This window comes from Mycobacterium sp. (genome assembly GCF_035314665.1).
Taxonomy (GTDB): domain Bacteria; phylum Actinomycetota; class Actinomycetes; order Mycobacteriales; family Mycobacteriaceae; genus Mycobacterium.
Genome location: NZ_DATFZD010000160.1, coordinates 21,270 through 35,792, shown reverse-complemented (window position 1 = coordinate 35,792; position 14,523 = coordinate 21,270). Strand labels below are relative to the sequence as shown.

The following is a 14,523-nucleotide window of genomic DNA, read 5'->3' as shown; positions in this document are numbered from 1 at the left end:
GTTGATCAACACCGACGTCTTCGGCTCCCACGACGACGTCGACAAGCTGTTCCCGATCTGCACCCCGGGCGCGTCGGACACCGCGCGTTTCGACGAGGCGCTCGAACTGCTGCACCTCGGCGGGCGCAGCCTCGCGCACGCGGTGCTGATGATGATCCCCGAAGCGTGGGAGCGCCACGAGTCGATGGATCCGGCCCGGCGGGCGTTCTACCAATATCACTCCTCGCTGATGGAGCCGTGGGACGGCCCGGCGTCGATGACGTTCACCGACGGCACCATCATCGGCGCGGTGCTCGACCGTAACGGCCTACGCCCGTCGCGGATCTGGGTCACCGCCGACGGCCTGGTCGTGATGGCTTCCGAGGCCGGCGTGCTGGACCTCGACCCGTCGACGGTGGTCCGCCGGATGCGGTTGCAACCCGGCCGGATGTTCCTGGTCGACACCGCGCAGGGTCGCATCGTCTCGGACGAGGAGATCAAGGCCGAGCTGGCCGCCGAACAGCCCTACCAGCAGTGGCTGGACAACGGGCTGATTCCGCTGGCCGAACTGCCCCAGGGCGACTACGTGCGGATGCTGCACCATCGAGTTGTGTTGCGCCAGCTGGTTTTCGGCTACACCTACGAAGAGCTCAACCTGTTGGTGGCGCCGATGGCCCGGACCGGCGCCGAGCCTATCGGCTCGATGGGAACCGATACGCCGGTCGCGGTGCTCTCCCAGCGGCCGCGGATGCTGTTCGACTACTTCCAGCAGTTGTTCGCGCAGGTGACCAACCCACCGTTGGACGCGATCCGCGAAGAGGTGGTGACCAGCCTGCAGGGCACCACCGGCGGAGAGGGCGACCTGCTCAACCCGAACGAGGATTCGTGTCGCCAGATCTCGTTGTCGCAGCCGATTCTGCGTAACCATGAGCTGGCCAAGCTGATCAATCTCGATCCGGACGTCGAGGTCAACGGCCGCCGGCATGGTCTGCGGTCCAAGGTGATTCGCTGTCTGTACCCGGTCGCCGACAACGGCGCCGGCCTAGAGGCGGCGCTCGACGAGGTGCGTGCGCAGAGCTCGGCGGCGATCGCCGACGGCGCACGGATCATCATCCTGTCCGATCGGGAATCCGACGAGAAGATGGCCCCGATCCCGTCGCTGCTGGCGGTCTCCGCGGTGCACCACCATCTGGTGCGCGAACGCAGCCGTACCAAAGTCGGACTGGTGGTCGAGGCGGGGGACGCCCGCGAGGTGCACCATATGGCCGCGTTGATCGGCTTCGGCGCGGCGGCGGTCAACCCGTACATGGCGTTCGAGTCGATCGAGGTCATGCTGGACCGTGGCGTGCTGCAGGGTCTGGACCGCGAGAAGGCGCTGACGAACTACATCAAGGCCGCCGGCAAGGGTGTGCTGAAGGTGATGTCCAAGATGGGCATCTCGACGTTGGCTTCCTACACCGGCGCCCAGCTGTTCCAGGCCGTCGGCGTCGCCGAGGATGTTCTCGACGAGTACTTCACCGGATTGACCTGCCCCACTGGCGGAATCGGCCTGGCCGACATCGCCGCGGACGTCGCGGTCCGGCACGAGCTGGCTTTCCTGGATCGGCCCGACGAACGCGCACACCGCGAGCTCGAGGTCGGTGGCGAATACCAATGGCGCCGTGAAGGCGAATACCACCTGTTCAACCCGGACACCGTCTTCAAGTTGCAGCACTCCACCCGCACCGGCCAGTACAAGATCTTCAAGGACTACAGCCGGCTGGTCGACGATCAGAGCGAGCGGATGGCTTCGCTGCGCGGCCTGCTGAAGTTCCGCGAGGGGATTCGTCCGCCGATCCCACTCAACGAGGTCGAGCCGGCCAGCGAGATCGTCAAGCGCTTTGCCACCGGCGCGATGAGCTACGGCTCGATCTCCGCCGAGGCGCACGAGACGCTGGCCATCGCGATGAACCGGCTGGGCGGCCGGTCGAACTGCGGCGAGGGCGGCGAGGCTGTCAGCCGTTTCGAGCGCGACCCGAACGGTGATTGGCGTCGCAGCGCCGTCAAGCAGGTGGCGTCGGCCAGGTTCGGCGTCACCTCGCACTACCTGACCAACTGCTCCGACATCCAGATCAAAATGGCGCAGGGCGCCAAACCCGGTGAGGGCGGCCAACTTCCGGGCGGCAAGGTGTACCCGTGGATCGCCGAGGTACGGCACTCCACCCCCGGGGTGGGGTTGATCTCACCGCCTCCGCACCACGACATCTACTCGATCGAGGACCTGGCCCAGCTGATCCACGACCTGAAGAACGCCAACCCGTCGGCGCGTATCCACGTGAAGCTGGTCTCCGAGAACGGTGTCGGCACCGTGGCTGCCGGCGTCTCGAAGGCGCACGCCGACGTCGTGTTGATCTCCGGGCACGACGGCGGCACCGGCGCCACACCGCTGACGTCGATGAAGCACGCCGGCGCACCGTGGGAGCTCGGGCTGGCCGAAACCCAGCAGACATTGCTGCTCAACGGGTTACGCGACCGGATCGTCGTCCAGGTCGACGGCCAACTCAAAACCGGCCGGGACGTGATGATCGCGGCGCTGCTGGGCGCCGAGGAGTTCGGCTTCGCCACCGCACCGCTGGTGGTGTCCGGCTGCATCATGATGCGGGTGTGCCACCTGGACACCTGCCCAGTCGGGGTGGCCACCCAGAACCCGGTGCTGCGCGAGCGGTTCACCGGCAAGCCGGAGTTCGTGGAGAACTTCTTCCTGTTCGTCGCCGAAGAAGTCCGCGAGTACATGGCGCAGCTCGGCTTCCGCACCCTCAACGAGGCGGTTGGCCAAGTCGGGTCGCTGGACACGACATTGGCCCGCGCGCACTGGAAGGCGCACAAACTCGACCTGACACCGGTTCTGCACGAGCCGGAGTCCGCCTTCATGAATCAGGATTTGTACAACAGCTCCAGCCAGGACCATGGCCTGGACAAGGCGCTGGATCAACAGTTGATCGTGATGAGCCGCGAGGCGCTGGACTCCGGGAAACCCGTCCGGTTTTCCACCACGATCGCCAACGTCAACCGAACTGTCGGCACCATGCTCGGCCATGAGGTGACGAAAGCTTATGGCGGCGAAGGATTGCCGGACGGCACCATCGACATCACCTTCGACGGCTCGGCGGGCAACAGCTTTGGCGCGTTCGTGCCCACCGGCATCACGTTGCGGGTGTACGGCGATGCCAACGACTACGTGGGCAAGGGATTGTCCGGAGGCCGGATCGTGGTGCGGCCACCGGACAACGTGCCGTCGGACTACGTCGCCGAAGACAACATCATCGGCGGCAACGTCATCCTGTTCGGCGCCACCAGCGGCCAGGCATTCCTGCGCGGAGTGGTCGGTGAGCGGTTCGCCGTGCGCAACTCCGGCGCGCACGCGGTGGTCGAAGGAGTCGGCGATCACGGCTGTGAGTACATGACCGGCGGCAGGGTGGTGATCCTGGGTGCCACCGGCCGCAACTTCGCGGCGGGCATGTCCGGTGGCGTGGCCTACGTCTACGACCCGGAGAACGCATTGCCGGACAACCTCAACTCGGAGATGGTGGAACTGGAGGCGCTCGACGATGACGACTTGGCTTGGCTGCACGGGATGATTCAGGCGCACGTCGATGCGACCGACTCCGCTGTCGGTCAACGCATCCTGAACGACTGGACGGCCGGGCAACGGAGCTTCGTCAAGGTAATGCCCCGCGATTACAAGCGGGTGCTAGAGGCGATCGCCGAGGCCGAGCGCAACGGCACCGATCCCGACCAGGCGATCATGGCGGCCGCCAGTGGCTGATCCGAAGGGCTTTCTGAAGTACACGCATCGCGAAACGCCGAAACGCCGACCAGTGTCATTGCGGCTGCGCGACTGGCATGAGGTCTACGAAGACTTCCCGCACGAGACGCTGCAGCACCAGGCCACCCGCTGCATGGACTGTGGGATCCCGTTCTGCCACAACGGTTGTCCGCTGGGCAACCTGATCCCGGAATGGAATGACCTGACCCGCACCGGTCGTTGGCGCGACGCGATCGAACGCCTGCACGCGACCAACAACTTCCCGGACTTCACCGGCCGCCTGTGCCCGGCGCCGTGCGAATCAGCGTGCGTGCTCGGGATCAACCAGGATCCGGTGACGATCAAGCAAATTGAGGTCGAGATCATCGACAACGCCTTCGACGAAGGCTGGGTGGTGCCGCTGCCCCCCGATGAGCACACCGGCAAGACGGTGGCGGTGATCGGCTCCGGGCCGGCCGGTCTGGCCGCCGCGCAGCAACTGACCCGGGCCGGACATACGGTAACGGTGTTCGAGCGCGCCGACCGCATCGGCGGGCTGCTGCGCTACGGCATCCCCGAGTTCAAGATGGAAAAGCGCCACCTGGAGCGCCGGCTGGACCAGATGCGGGCCGAAGGCACCGAATTCCGCGCGGGTGTCAACGTTGGCGTCGACATCACCGCCGAGCAGTTGCGCGCCGACTTCGATGCGGTGGTGCTGGCCGGCGGCGCGACCGCATGGCGCGATCTGCCGATCACCGGTCGCGAACTCGAGGGTATCCACCAGGCGATGGAATACCTGCCCTGGTCCAACCGGGTGCAGGAGGGCGACGATGTTCTTGGCCCTGACGGGGAACCGCCGATTACCGCAAAAGACAAGAAGGTCATCATCATCGGCGGCGGTGACACCGGCGCCGACTGCCTGGGCACCGCGCACCGTCAGGGCGCGGCCAGCATCCACCAGTTCGAGATCATGCCCCGCCCGCCGGAGAACCGCGCCCCGTCGACGCCATGGCCGACTTACGAGCTGATGTACCGGGTGTCCTCGGCGCACGAGGAAGGCGGCGAGCGGATGTTCTCGGTCAACACCGAGGAATTCGTCGGCCGGGACGGTCACGTCACCGCGCTGAAAGTGCACGAGGTGTCGATGGAGGACGGCAAGTTCGTCAAAACCGAGGACACCGATTTCGAAATCGAAGCCGATCTGGTGCTGCTGGCAATGGGATTCGTCGGGCCGGAGCAGCCGGGCCTGCTGACGGACCTGGGGGTGGAGTTGACCGACCGCGGTAATGTGGCGCGCGGCAACAACTTCGAGACCTCGGTGCCGGGTGTATTCGTAGCAGGCGACATGGGGCGAGGCCAATCGCTGATCGTCTGGGCAATCGCCGAGGGCCGTGCGGCCGCGGCAGGTGTGGACCGATTCCTGATGGGCCAGACCGCTCTGCCTGCACCCATCGCGCCCACTGCCGCTCCGCAACGGTAATCACAGTCATCACACCAGCAACATTTGATAAATTGTTCGGCGAGCCTTACACTGTTTGCCAGCGGTAGGGTGTCTAATTGCTCGATATGGGGCGCCGCGGGGGCGTGGTGCCCGGCATGTTGACTGACTGCAGGAGTGAGCACCGTGCATATGAATCCTATGACCCGGTCGCGGGTCGGGCGAATCGCCTGGTCATGGTTCCGGCACCCGGTCAAGAGCCGGGAGTTCCCCGAAAAGCTTGAGCGCCTGGTGACCGCCGAGGAGCTGCTGCGCTTCGGCGTATAAGTTCCAGCTCCGGCGGCCCGTCGATTAAGACAGGCGTTTGCTCAGCGTAAGCTGCTCGTTATCTGAGAGTCGCGACATCGAGACCTAGAAATTGTCCTGAGCGGGCTACCCCACCAGCCCCGAGTCTCGAATCGCTTCGGCCAGCGGCTCCAGGACGGCCGGGTCGTGCGGTGGCGCGATGTACACGATGCCCAGGTCCAGGCCCTCGGCGGCCAGACCGGCCGCGTCCTCGACGACCTTCGCGTAGTTGCGGTCCGGTTCCAGCCGAAGGTGCGCTGAGGTCATGATCTCCTTGGGGTCACGCCCGATGTCGGCGCAGTGCGAGGCCAGCACATCGCGCTTGTGGGCGAACAGCTCGGGCGGTCCGCCGACGAAGTTCCAGTGTTGGGCGTACCGCGCGGTGATGCGCAGCGTGCGCTTCTCGCCGCTGCCGCCGATGCAGATCGGGGGGTGCGGGCGCTGCGGGCCCTTGGGTTCGTTGCGGGCGTCTTTGAGCTGGTAGTACTTGCCGTCGAAGTTGGTGGTCTCTTGGCTCAACAGGCTGGTCAGCACTTCGCAGGCCTCCTCGAACCGGTCGAAGCGTTCCTTGATGCCGCCCAGCTCGATGCCATAGGCGCCCGACTCCTCTTCATTCCATCCGGCGCCGATGCCGAGTTCGAGTCGACCGTTGGAGATGACGTCAAGCGCCGCAGCCATATTGGCCAGCACCGCGGGATGGCGGTAGTGGATGCCGGTGACCAGGGTGCCCAGCCGCAGCCGGGTGGTGGCCTGCGCAAGCGCCGTCAGCGTCGTCCAGCCCTCCAGACACGGACCCGTGGAGTCCGTGAAGATGGGGTAGAAGTGGTCGAACGTCCACCCGGACTCGAAGACGTCGATGTCGTCGGCTGCTGTCCAGACAGCGAGCATCTGTGCCCAGGTGGTGTCTTGCGGCGAGGTTTTGAACGCGAACCGCATTACAGCGACATTAGTCCGGCGTCCGAAACCCGCACCTAACTAGACTCGGCCGGGCAATGAACTGGCATTTGAGCCTCGATACCAAAATCACCCTGCTAGCGGCCGGGCTGATCTTTCTGCTCGCCCTGGTGCTCGGGGTCTGGAAGTACCGGCAGATCATGGTGTCCGACGATCACCGGGCGCACCCGTACGTCGACATCGCGCACCGGGCGGCGTTGCTGTACTCGTTCGCGACGCTGCTGATCGCCGTGTTCGTCGAGCTCAGCGCGTGGCCGGCGTGGGTGAATGCGGCGGCCGCGACGGTCGTCGTGTTCTTCTTCGTCGGGGCGATTCTCGGCTACATCGGCCACGGCCTGCGGCGCGACACGGTCAACCAGTTCGAAAGCCCAGATCGGGGGCTGCGGGTGGCGATGGTGTTGCTGATCGTCGGCGAGATCGGCGGCTTCGGGGTGCTGCTCGCCGGCTTCATCGCCGGCCAGCTGCTATAGCCGGCGGGGCACACTGGAGCCATGGATCCGGTAGCCGCGCTGCGACAGATCGCCTACTACAAAGACCGGGCTCGCGAGGATTCGCGGCGGGTGATGGCCTACCGCAATGCCGCCGACACCGTCGAGCGCCTCGACGACGCGGAGCGGGAGCGCCACGGTCAGGCCAACAGCTGGCAGTCGCTGCCGGGGATCGGGCCGAAGACCGCGAAGGTGATCGACCAGGCCTGGTCCGGGCGCGAACCCGATGCCCTGGCCGAATTGCGTGCCGCCGCTGAGGATCTCGGCGGCGGTGATATCCGGGCCGCACTGCGCGGCGACTTGCACCTTCATTCGAACTGGTCAGACGGCTCTGCCAATATCGAGGAGATGATGGCGACTGCGGCGGCGCTGGGGCATGAGTACTGTGCGTTGACCGACCACTCGCCGCGGCTGACCATCGCCAACGGGCTCTCACCGGAGCGGTTGCGGAAGCAACTCGACGTGATCGAAGAGCTACGCGACCGGTTCACGCCGATGCGGATCCTGACCGGCATCGAGGTGGACATCCTCGACGACGGCAGCCTGGACCAAGAGCCCGAGCTGTTGGATCGCCTCGACATCGTGGTGGCCAGCGTGCACTCGAAGCTGTCGATGGACGCCGCGGCGATGACCCGCCGGATGGTGCGTGCTGTCAGCAACGGCCACGCCGACGTTCTCGGCCACTGCACGGGCCGACTGGTCGCCGGGAACCGCGGTATCCGGCCGGAGTCGAAGTTCGACGCCGAAGCGGTGTTCAGCGCCTGCCGCGATCACGGCACCGCCGTCGAGATCAACTCCCGGCCCGAACGTCGTGACCCGCCAACCCGACTGCTGAATCTCGCGTTGGAGATCGGATGTGATTTCAGCATCGACACCGACGCGCATGCGCCCGGCCAGCTCGACTTCCTCGGCTACGGCGCACAGCGTGCGTTGGATGCCGGAGTTCCCGTCGATCGGATCGTCAACACCTGGCCGGTCGACAAGCTGCTGGCGTGGACGCACCAAAACTAGACCTGCAACTAGTAACTGGAGTGCGTGCTTTAGGCATCCGGCACGGGGCCTTATGGCCCTAGGTGGTAGCCAGCGTCGAGCAGATGCTTAAGAACGTGAATGACTGGGGCTATGACGGCGGATTGGGCCTGGCGCAGCCCGCTGTCGGCAGTCAGCTATTGGGCGACGCCGCGGCGATGCGGCTGCTTGCCGGGATCGACTATGGGCGCGTGGTATTCACTCTCAACGCGCTGCCGGCAATTCGCCCGGTCAATCATGTGGTGGACGGTGGTCGGATCATCATCCGGACCCGACTGACTTCGGCGATCTCGGCCGCCGTCCGATCCGCCGATGGTGTCGTGGTCGCTTACGAGGCTGACAGTATCGACGCTCACGCCAAGACGGGGTGGAGCGTCGTCGCCACTGGGCGCGCGCACACCCTCACCGATCCCGACCAAATCTCATTTTATGAACGCCTGCTACATCCGTGGGTCAACCACGCAGACACCGTTGTCGCTATCTATCCCATGATGATCGCCGGCTTACGTATAAACACCCCGGAAACCTGACCTGTGCGAATCTGAGCCGCTAGCAATCGGGTAGGTGCGGCACCTCGAGGCCGGGGTTGCGGCCGACCAGCACTCCGCGGGTGAGCGCCGACTTCCCGTAGCGTTGACGCACCCGGTCGACCGCCGCGTCCACCGCCGCGGGCTCCCTTCGCGGCCCGGCGAACGGCAGCATCAATTGCTCGGCGCCGCTGCGATCGATCTCCGAGACGGCGAACCCGACGAGCGTCAGACCGCGCTCGGCGATCAGCGGCGCGGCCGATGCGACCAAACGTCGCGCCGTGGCCAGGACGGTTTGCGTAGAAGAAGTGGCCCACGGCAACGTGTGCGACCGGGTAGCTCGGCCAAAGTCGTTGAACCGCAACCGCAATGTCACCGTCCGCCCGGTGCGTCCCGCGTCCCGCATCCGCCCGGTGATCCGGTCGATCAGGTTGATCACCACCACGTCGACCTCGGCCGGCGACATGGTGTTGCCGGCGCGGCCAAGCGCGCGCTGAGCGCCCACCGACCGTCGGCGCACACCGGTGGAAACCCGACGCGGATCGACGTTGCGGGAAAGGGCATACAGCCGACCGCCCATCGCCCCGCCCACCAGCGAGGCCAGCGTCGACTCGCTGAGCTCGGCCACGTCGGCGACCGTCTCGATGCCGTGCGCGTGCAGCTTGTCGGCGGTCACCGCGCCGACGCCCCACAGCCGGCGCACCGGCAGCGGATGCAGGAACGCGAGCTCCCACCCGGGCGGAACCAGCAGCAGGCCGTCCGGTTTGGCTTCCTGGCTGGCGACCTTGGCCAGGAATTTCGTCCGCGCGATGCCGACCGTGATGGGCAGGCCGACGCGGTCGCGCACCTCGCTGCGCAGTCGGTCCGCGATCTGCACCGGTGTTCCGGAGACCCGGCGCAGCCCACCGACATCCAAGAACGCCTCGTCCACCGAAATCGGCTCGACCAGCGGTGTGGTGTCGCGGAAAACCTCGAACACGGCGTCGCTGGCCTGTGTGTAGGCGGCCATTCTCGGCGGGACCACCGCGGCGTGCGGGCACAGCCGCCGGGCCTGCGCGCCGCCCATCGCGGTGCGCACGCCGTAGGCCTTGGCTTCGTAGCTCGCCGCCAGCACCACCCCGCCGCCGACGATCACCGGCCGGCCGCGCAAGGCCGGGTCGTCACGCTGTTCGACGGACGCGTAGAACGAGTCGAGGTCCGCGTGCAGAATGGCGGCTGTTTGGTGGGGTGAGCCCGACACGAACATATGTTCGCATCAACCGGTGACGTCTTTAATTGCCCGGTTCGTCCTCAGTCCGCTATGCGGACTGCATCGTCACTGGGCGTAGCTAGATGCCCCGTAGATGCTGGCGACCCAGATGTGGGTGAGGGTATCGACGACGCGGTCCTCGTTGACCGACAGCTGTTCGGCAAACAGGGTGGCCATCATCGCGCGCTCGTTCATTTGGTTCAGCGACGTCGCCAGGTCTGCGGCCGGGATGGTTTCCGGGGCAGCGCCCCGCGCCCGTTCGGCGGTGATCATGGCTGCTGTTTGATCGATCCACTTCTGCATGAAGCTCGTCCACACTGCCCGGACCTCCGAACTGGTGCCCAGCGCTTCCGACCCGGCGCGGACCACCGCGCGGTGCGAGCCGAATCCGGTAAAGAACGCCTTGATGCCATTGCGCCAGACGCGGCGAGGATCGGCGGGGAGTCGCTGCACCGCGCCGTCGAACTCCGCATCTGCACGGACGATCATCGGCTCGAGCAGCGACAGCAGCACCGCTTCCTTGGACCTGAAATAGAAGTAGAACGTCGGCCTCGAAAGGCCGGCGCCCTTGGCCAGATCGTCGACGGAGATGTCGGCAAATGCGCGCTCTTCGAGCAACCGCTCGGCGGTCGCAAGGATCGCCTGCTCACGGTCGTCGCCGGACGGGCGTGCCGAGCGACGCCCCCTGGTTTTGCGGCCGGAGCTGACGGTAGTCACGGCCGCCACTTTACATGGTGTTGAGAAATTCGACAGGGTGTTGACGCACTCAACACCGTGTTGATAGCGTGGCGTCATGACTGAACATCTCGACGTGCTCATCGTGGGCGCCGGCATCTCCGGTATCAGCGCCGCGTGGCACCTGCAGGACCGCTGCCCGTCCAAGAGCTATGCGATCTTGGAGCGCCGGGATGATCTCGGCGGCACCTGGGACCTGTTCCGGTACCCGGGCATTCGCTCCGACTCGGACATGTTCACGCTCGGCTTCCGGTTCAAGCCGTGGGAGTCGGCCCAGTCGATCGCCGATGGCGATTCGATCAAGGCCTACATCAAGGAGGCCGCGGCGGAGAACGGTATCGACCGGCACATCCGCTACCGGCACCAGGTGGTGGCCGCCGAATGGTCCGACGCCGACAACCGATGGACCGTCACCGTGGACAACAACGGTCGGCAGGAAGAGATCACCTGCAAGTTCTTGTTCGCATGCAGCGGCTACTACAACTACGACGAGGGCTACTCGCCGACGTTCGAAGGGGCCGAAGATTTCCAGGGCACGATCGTGCATCCCCAGCACTGGCCCGAGGACCTCGACTACGCGGGCAAGAGGGTCGTCGTCATCGGGTCGGGTGCCACCGCGGTGACGCTCATTCCGGCGTTGGTGAACTCCGGCGTCGGCCACGTCACCATGCTGCAGCGCTCGCCGACCTACATCGGCTCGCTGCCGCTGATCGATCCCGTCGCCGAGCGGGCCAACCGTTGGCTGCCGGCCCGCGCCGCGCACGTCGTGAACCGTTGGAAGGCAATCGCTTTCAGCACGGCTCAGTACCAGCTTTCCCGCAAGTTCCCCGCCTACATGCGCAAGACCCTGCTGACGATGGCCAAGCGCCGCCTGCCCGAGGGCTACGACGTGGAGAAGCATTTCGGCCCGAGCTACAACGTGTGGGACCAGCGGTTGTGCCTGGCGCCCAACGGTGATCTGTTCAAGACGATCCGGCATGGCCAGGCCGACGTTGTCACCGACACCATCGACCGGTTCACCAAAACGGGGATCAAGCTCAGCTCCGGTGACGAACTGCAAGCCGACATCATCATCACCGCAACGGGTTTGAACCTGCAGCTGTTCGGTGGCGCCGCGATCCGCCGCAACGGCATGCCGGTCGAACTCACCGAACTGATGGCCTACAAGGGCATGATGCTCACCGGTATGCCGAACATGGCGTTCACCATCGGCTACACCAACGCGTCCTGGACGCTCAAGGCCGACCTGGTATCGGAGTTCGTCTGTCGGGTGCTCAACTACATGGACGCCAACGGCTATGACACCGTGGTGCCGCAGCATCCGGGGGACTCGGTCGACGAGCGCCCGCTGATGGATTTCACCCCGGGCTATGTGCTGCGCGCCTTGGACTATCTGCCGAAGGCGGGTTCAGTCAGCCCCTGGCGGCTCAAGCAGAACTATTTGCTCGACCTGCAGCTGATCCGGCGTGGCCGGGTCGATGACGAGGCGCTGCAGTTCGCCAAAAAGCCTGCTGTCCTGGCGGTTTAGCCTGTAGCGGCCGCGGCGACGACGACGATACCGTCGTCGTCGCTGTAGGCCATGTCGCCCGGCACGAATTCCACCCCGCCGAAGCTGACCGTGACGTTGCGCTCACCGGCACCGGTCTTGCCGCTCTTGCGGGGATTGGTGCCGAGTGCCTTGACGCCGAGGTCGATGCCGCGCAGGGCCGCGGCATCCCGAACGGCGCCGTGCACGATCAGCCCGGCCCAGCCGTTGGAGTGGGCCAAGCCGGCGATGAGGTCGCCGACCAGCGCGGTGTGCAACGAGCCTTCGCCGTCGATCACCAGCACACCGCCCTCGCCGGGCGTAGACAGCACCGACTTCAGCAGCGCGTTGTCTTGCAGGCAGCGCACCGTGGTAACCGGGCCGGCGAATTCTCTTCGCGCGCCGAACTGGCGGAACTGGACGTCGCAGCTGCGTACGTCGGGCCCGATGTCGTCGACCAGGTCGGCCGTGGGCCGGAAAATCACCGTCACCGGGCCATGCTAGCTATGGTGACTCGTCCCGTCGACGAAGCTGGCGCACCAGCAGCAACGCCAGCAGACTGATCGCGACTGCCACCGCCAACGGCAGCGGTGAGCGGCCCTCTGACGGCACGGCGGCTCCCCCGGACACCGGGTTGGGCGCCGCGTCCACCGTTGACTTCGCGTGCGCCGCGGCATCTTTGGCTGCTTCGGCAAGCTGGCCGTTGGTGTCTACCCGTGGTGGCGTTGCGGGAGCGCTTGGTGGCGCGGCGGCCGCGGGCTCGGCGTTTTTGGCGGGCGTCTTTTTAGCCGGTGCTTTCTCGGCGGCTTTCTTAGCGGGTGCTTTCTTGTCGGCTTTCTTGGCGGCCGCCTTTTTAGCGGCCGCCTTCTTTGGCGCGGCCGGTTGACTCTTTTTCGCCGCCTTGGCGGGCGCTTTTTTGGCGGGCGTCTTCTTCGCCGGTTTATCCGGCGCCTTGGCCGGTGGTGCCGACATTTCCGGAGCCTGCTCCGCGGGTTTCGGCGGTGCGGCGTCGGCGGGCGGGCTGGGCGGCGTGGGTGCAGCGCTGGGCGTGTGTTCGGGTGCGGTGTGGGAGGTGTCGTCCGGTGAATCCTGCGGGTCTGCCATGTAGTGAGCTCCTTTGCAGTTTCTCGGCGGGTGAATCGGCCAGTACACCAACAGTCGAATCCATCATGCCAGGGTCGCCCCGCGGGCAATCCGGGTTAGCCGCTGAAGGCGGGCCGTTACGGCTTCCTGCGGGCCTGCCAGACCACCGCTGCGCCAACGAGCACCACAGCGCCGACAATGAACGGCCAAACCGGGACGTCGCCGGGCGAATTATCGGAGCTGTCGACCATCGGCCCGGGTGTGCCGGTGCCGGGTGCCGTCAGCCGAAACGACCATGATCCGGACACCACGTGCCCGTCCGCAGATGTCACTCGGTAGTTCACCGTGTAGTTGCCGGTCGGTCCCAGGGGCCGTACGCCCACACTGACGACCGCGCCCGCTACCTGCGGTTGTCCGGAAGACCACAGGTTGCCGTCCGGACCGACGACCGTCATCGCGGCGAACGTGGTTTGCAGATCCTCGTTGAAGGTCGCTCTGACGCGGGCCGGACCGGCGCTGACGGCGGCATTCTCGGCGGGGTCGACCGAGATCCGGGCGGCGTGCGCGCTGGCGGCTCCGGCGGTCAAGCCGGCGCCGATGGTGACTGCTGCCAGGAGCAGGCTCACCGCGAAGAAGCGTGCTCGGCGGCTCATTTCTCTCGAGTGATCAGCGCGATGCCGACTGCCAGCGCACCGACGAATAGGGCGGCTCCACTGAGTATCCGGGCGGTGTTATCGTCTGCTGCCCTTGGCTTTTGCGTCGCCGGCCCCGCCGCTGCGGTCGGTGCGGTGGAGCTGGTCGGGTGGGGGTGGTGGGTGGGCGGCGGCATCGACCCTGCTGTGAGCGTCAGCATCGGCGCCGGATTCGACGGCTCGGCCCCGCCGGGCGCCGGCGGCTGATCCCACTTCACCACCGCTCCGTCGGCATAGGTCTGGGTGGCCGGGAAGCTGACGGTGTCGGCGTCGGGAAGCTTCACCGTGATCCGGAACAGCCCGAACTGGTCGACTGGGATCCCGCCGTTGGGCGCCGCCGTCCAGGTGGCCGAATGGACGACGCCGGAGGCGGCATCGCGATCAAGCTTGACCGTCCAACCCTGCTGCGCTTGGGTCTGCACCGAGGTGACATTGGACAGGTCGATCGTGAGAGCGGTGGTGGCCGCCCCGGTCGTGGATTCGTTGGGCACTTGGAAGGTGACCAGCGCCATGCCGCCGCGAACGGCGTCGTCGCTGCTGGCGTGAACATGGGCCGACGCCGGTGCGATCGTGGCGGCCGATCCGAGATAGAGCGTGGTGGCGGCGGCGGCCGAGATCAATACGCGCGAAACCAAACTGCGGTGCCATGACATCCGATTGCTATTCCTTTTCCTCTGTCGAAGGCGCGGGATCAG

14 protein-coding genes are annotated in these 14,523 nt (G+C 66.1%); 7 read left to right on the top strand and 7 right to left on the bottom strand.

Annotation, left to right across the window (positions count from 1 at the left end; translation table 11 throughout):
* The 3 genes from gltB to VKI00_RS12885 all read left to right on the top strand — a co-directional run.
* On the top strand, positions 1 to 3,784 hold a 3,784-nt coding region (gene gltB, locus VKI00_RS12895), incomplete at its 5' end, for a glutamate synthase large subunit (RefSeq protein WP_324437883.1).
* A complete protein-coding gene (locus tag VKI00_RS12890) occupies positions 3,777 to 5,243 on the top strand; it encodes a glutamate synthase subunit beta (RefSeq protein ID WP_324437881.1) in 1,467 nt (488 codons plus the stop codon). The genes gltB and VKI00_RS12890, both read left to right, overlap by 8 nt.
* 144 nt (positions 5,244 to 5,387) lie before the next feature.
* A complete protein-coding gene (locus VKI00_RS12885; protein WP_324437888.1) occupies positions 5,388 to 5,528 on the top strand; it encodes a hypothetical protein in 141 nt (46 codons plus the stop codon).
* A gap of 105 nt (positions 5,529 to 5,633) precedes the next feature.
* Here the strand turns inward: VKI00_RS12885 and VKI00_RS12880 are convergent, their stop codons facing one another.
* Positions 5,634 to 6,482: an LLM class F420-dependent oxidoreductase gene (locus VKI00_RS12880; protein ID WP_324437879.1), complete on the bottom strand. Its 849-nt coding sequence runs from the start codon at positions 6,480 to 6,482 to the stop codon at positions 5,634 to 5,636.
* 56 nt (positions 6,483 to 6,538) lie between these two features.
* On the opposite strand from VKI00_RS12880, the gene VKI00_RS12875 reads away from it, so the two are divergent.
* The 3 genes from VKI00_RS12875 (at position 6,539) to VKI00_RS12865 (ending at position 8,547) form a co-directional block, all read left to right on the top strand.
* Complete coding sequence (locus VKI00_RS12875; protein WP_324437877.1) at positions 6,539 to 6,970, top strand: hypothetical protein; 432 nt, start codon at positions 6,539 to 6,541, stop codon at positions 6,968 to 6,970.
* Between the two features lie 21 nt (positions 6,971 to 6,991).
* Positions 6,992 to 7,999: a PHP domain-containing protein gene (locus tag VKI00_RS12870; RefSeq protein WP_324437875.1), complete on the top strand. Its 1,008-nt coding sequence runs from the start codon at positions 6,992 to 6,994 to the stop codon at positions 7,997 to 7,999.
* A 176-nt stretch (positions 8,000 to 8,175) separates the two neighbouring features.
* Positions 8,176 to 8,547: a pyridoxamine 5'-phosphate oxidase family protein gene (locus VKI00_RS12865; RefSeq protein ID WP_324437887.1), complete on the top strand. Its 372-nt coding sequence runs from the start codon at positions 8,176 to 8,178 to the stop codon at positions 8,545 to 8,547.
* Positions 8,548 to 8,566: 19 nt separating this feature from the next.
* Here the strand turns inward: VKI00_RS12865 and dinB are convergent, their stop codons facing one another.
* On the bottom strand, positions 8,567 to 9,790 hold the full coding sequence (gene dinB / locus VKI00_RS12860; protein ID WP_324437873.1) for a DNA polymerase IV: 1,224 nt from the start codon (positions 9,788 to 9,790) through the stop codon (positions 8,567 to 8,569).
* 69 nt (positions 9,791 to 9,859) lie between these two features.
* Positions 9,860 to 10,510 (bottom strand): TetR/AcrR family transcriptional regulator, encoded by a 651-nt coding sequence (locus VKI00_RS12855; RefSeq protein WP_324437871.1) that lies wholly within the window; start codon positions 10,508 to 10,510, stop codon positions 9,860 to 9,862.
* Between the two features lie 76 nt (positions 10,511 to 10,586).
* Between VKI00_RS12855 and VKI00_RS12850 the strand changes: the two genes are divergently transcribed.
* Positions 10,587 to 12,056 carry an NAD(P)/FAD-dependent oxidoreductase gene (locus tag VKI00_RS12850; RefSeq protein ID WP_324437870.1) on the top strand — a complete coding sequence of 490 codons (1,470 nt, stop codon included), beginning with the start codon at positions 10,587 to 10,589 and terminating at the stop codon, positions 12,054 to 12,056.
* Here VKI00_RS12850 and rraA read toward each other — a convergent pair.
* From rraA to VKI00_RS12830, 4 genes are all read right to left on the bottom strand, one after another.
* Positions 12,053 to 12,544 (bottom strand): ribonuclease E activity regulator RraA, encoded by a 492-nt coding sequence (gene rraA / locus VKI00_RS12845; protein WP_324437868.1) that lies wholly within the window; start codon positions 12,542 to 12,544, stop codon positions 12,053 to 12,055. The genes VKI00_RS12850 and rraA overlap by 4 nt on opposite strands.
* 13 nt (positions 12,545 to 12,557) lie before the next feature.
* Positions 12,558 to 13,025 carry a nucleoid-structuring protein H-NS gene (locus VKI00_RS12840; protein WP_324437885.1) on the bottom strand — a complete coding sequence of 156 codons (468 nt, stop codon included), beginning with the start codon at positions 13,023 to 13,025 and terminating at the stop codon, positions 12,558 to 12,560.
* A 248-nt stretch (positions 13,026 to 13,273) separates the two neighbouring features.
* Positions 13,274 to 13,789: a copper resistance CopC family protein gene (locus VKI00_RS12835; RefSeq protein WP_324437866.1), complete on the bottom strand. Its 516-nt coding sequence runs from the start codon at positions 13,787 to 13,789 to the stop codon at positions 13,274 to 13,276.
* Positions 13,786 to 14,481: a YcnI family protein gene (locus tag VKI00_RS12830; RefSeq protein ID WP_324437864.1), complete on the bottom strand. Its 696-nt coding sequence runs from the start codon at positions 14,479 to 14,481 to the stop codon at positions 13,786 to 13,788. The genes VKI00_RS12835 and VKI00_RS12830 overlap by 4 nt, the downstream gene beginning before the upstream one ends.
* Positions 14,482 to 14,523 lie beyond the last annotated feature (42 nt).

Bases quoted from the DNA above. Each gene is read 5' to 3' on its own strand.
- VKI00_RS12865 (WP_324437887.1), top strand. From the start codon at position 8,176: ATGCGGCTGCTTGCCGGGATCGACTATGGGCGCGTGGTATTCACTCTC.
- VKI00_RS12875 (WP_324437877.1), top strand. From the start codon at position 6,539: ATGAACTGGCATTTGAGCCTCGATACCAAAATCACCCTGCTAGCGGCC.
- VKI00_RS12840 (WP_324437885.1), bottom strand. From the start codon at position 13,025: ATGTCGGCACCACCGGCCAAGGCGCCGGATAAACCGGCGAAGAAGACG.
- VKI00_RS12870 (WP_324437875.1), top strand. From the start codon at position 6,992: ATGGATCCGGTAGCCGCGCTGCGACAGATCGCCTACTACAAAGACCGG.
- VKI00_RS12830 (WP_324437864.1), bottom strand. From the start codon at position 14,481: ATGTCATGGCACCGCAGTTTGGTTTCGCGCGTATTGATCTCGGCCGCC.
- VKI00_RS12835 (WP_324437866.1), bottom strand. From the start codon at position 13,789: ATGAGCCGCCGAGCACGCTTCTTCGCGGTGAGCCTGCTCCTGGCAGCA.
- VKI00_RS12850 (WP_324437870.1), top strand. From the start codon at position 10,587: ATGACTGAACATCTCGACGTGCTCATCGTGGGCGCCGGCATCTCCGGT.
- dinB (WP_324437873.1), bottom strand. From the start codon at position 9,790: ATGTTCGTGTCGGGCTCACCCCACCAAACAGCCGCCATTCTGCACGCG.
- VKI00_RS12880 (WP_324437879.1), bottom strand. From the start codon at position 6,482: ATGCGGTTCGCGTTCAAAACCTCGCCGCAAGACACCACCTGGGCACAG.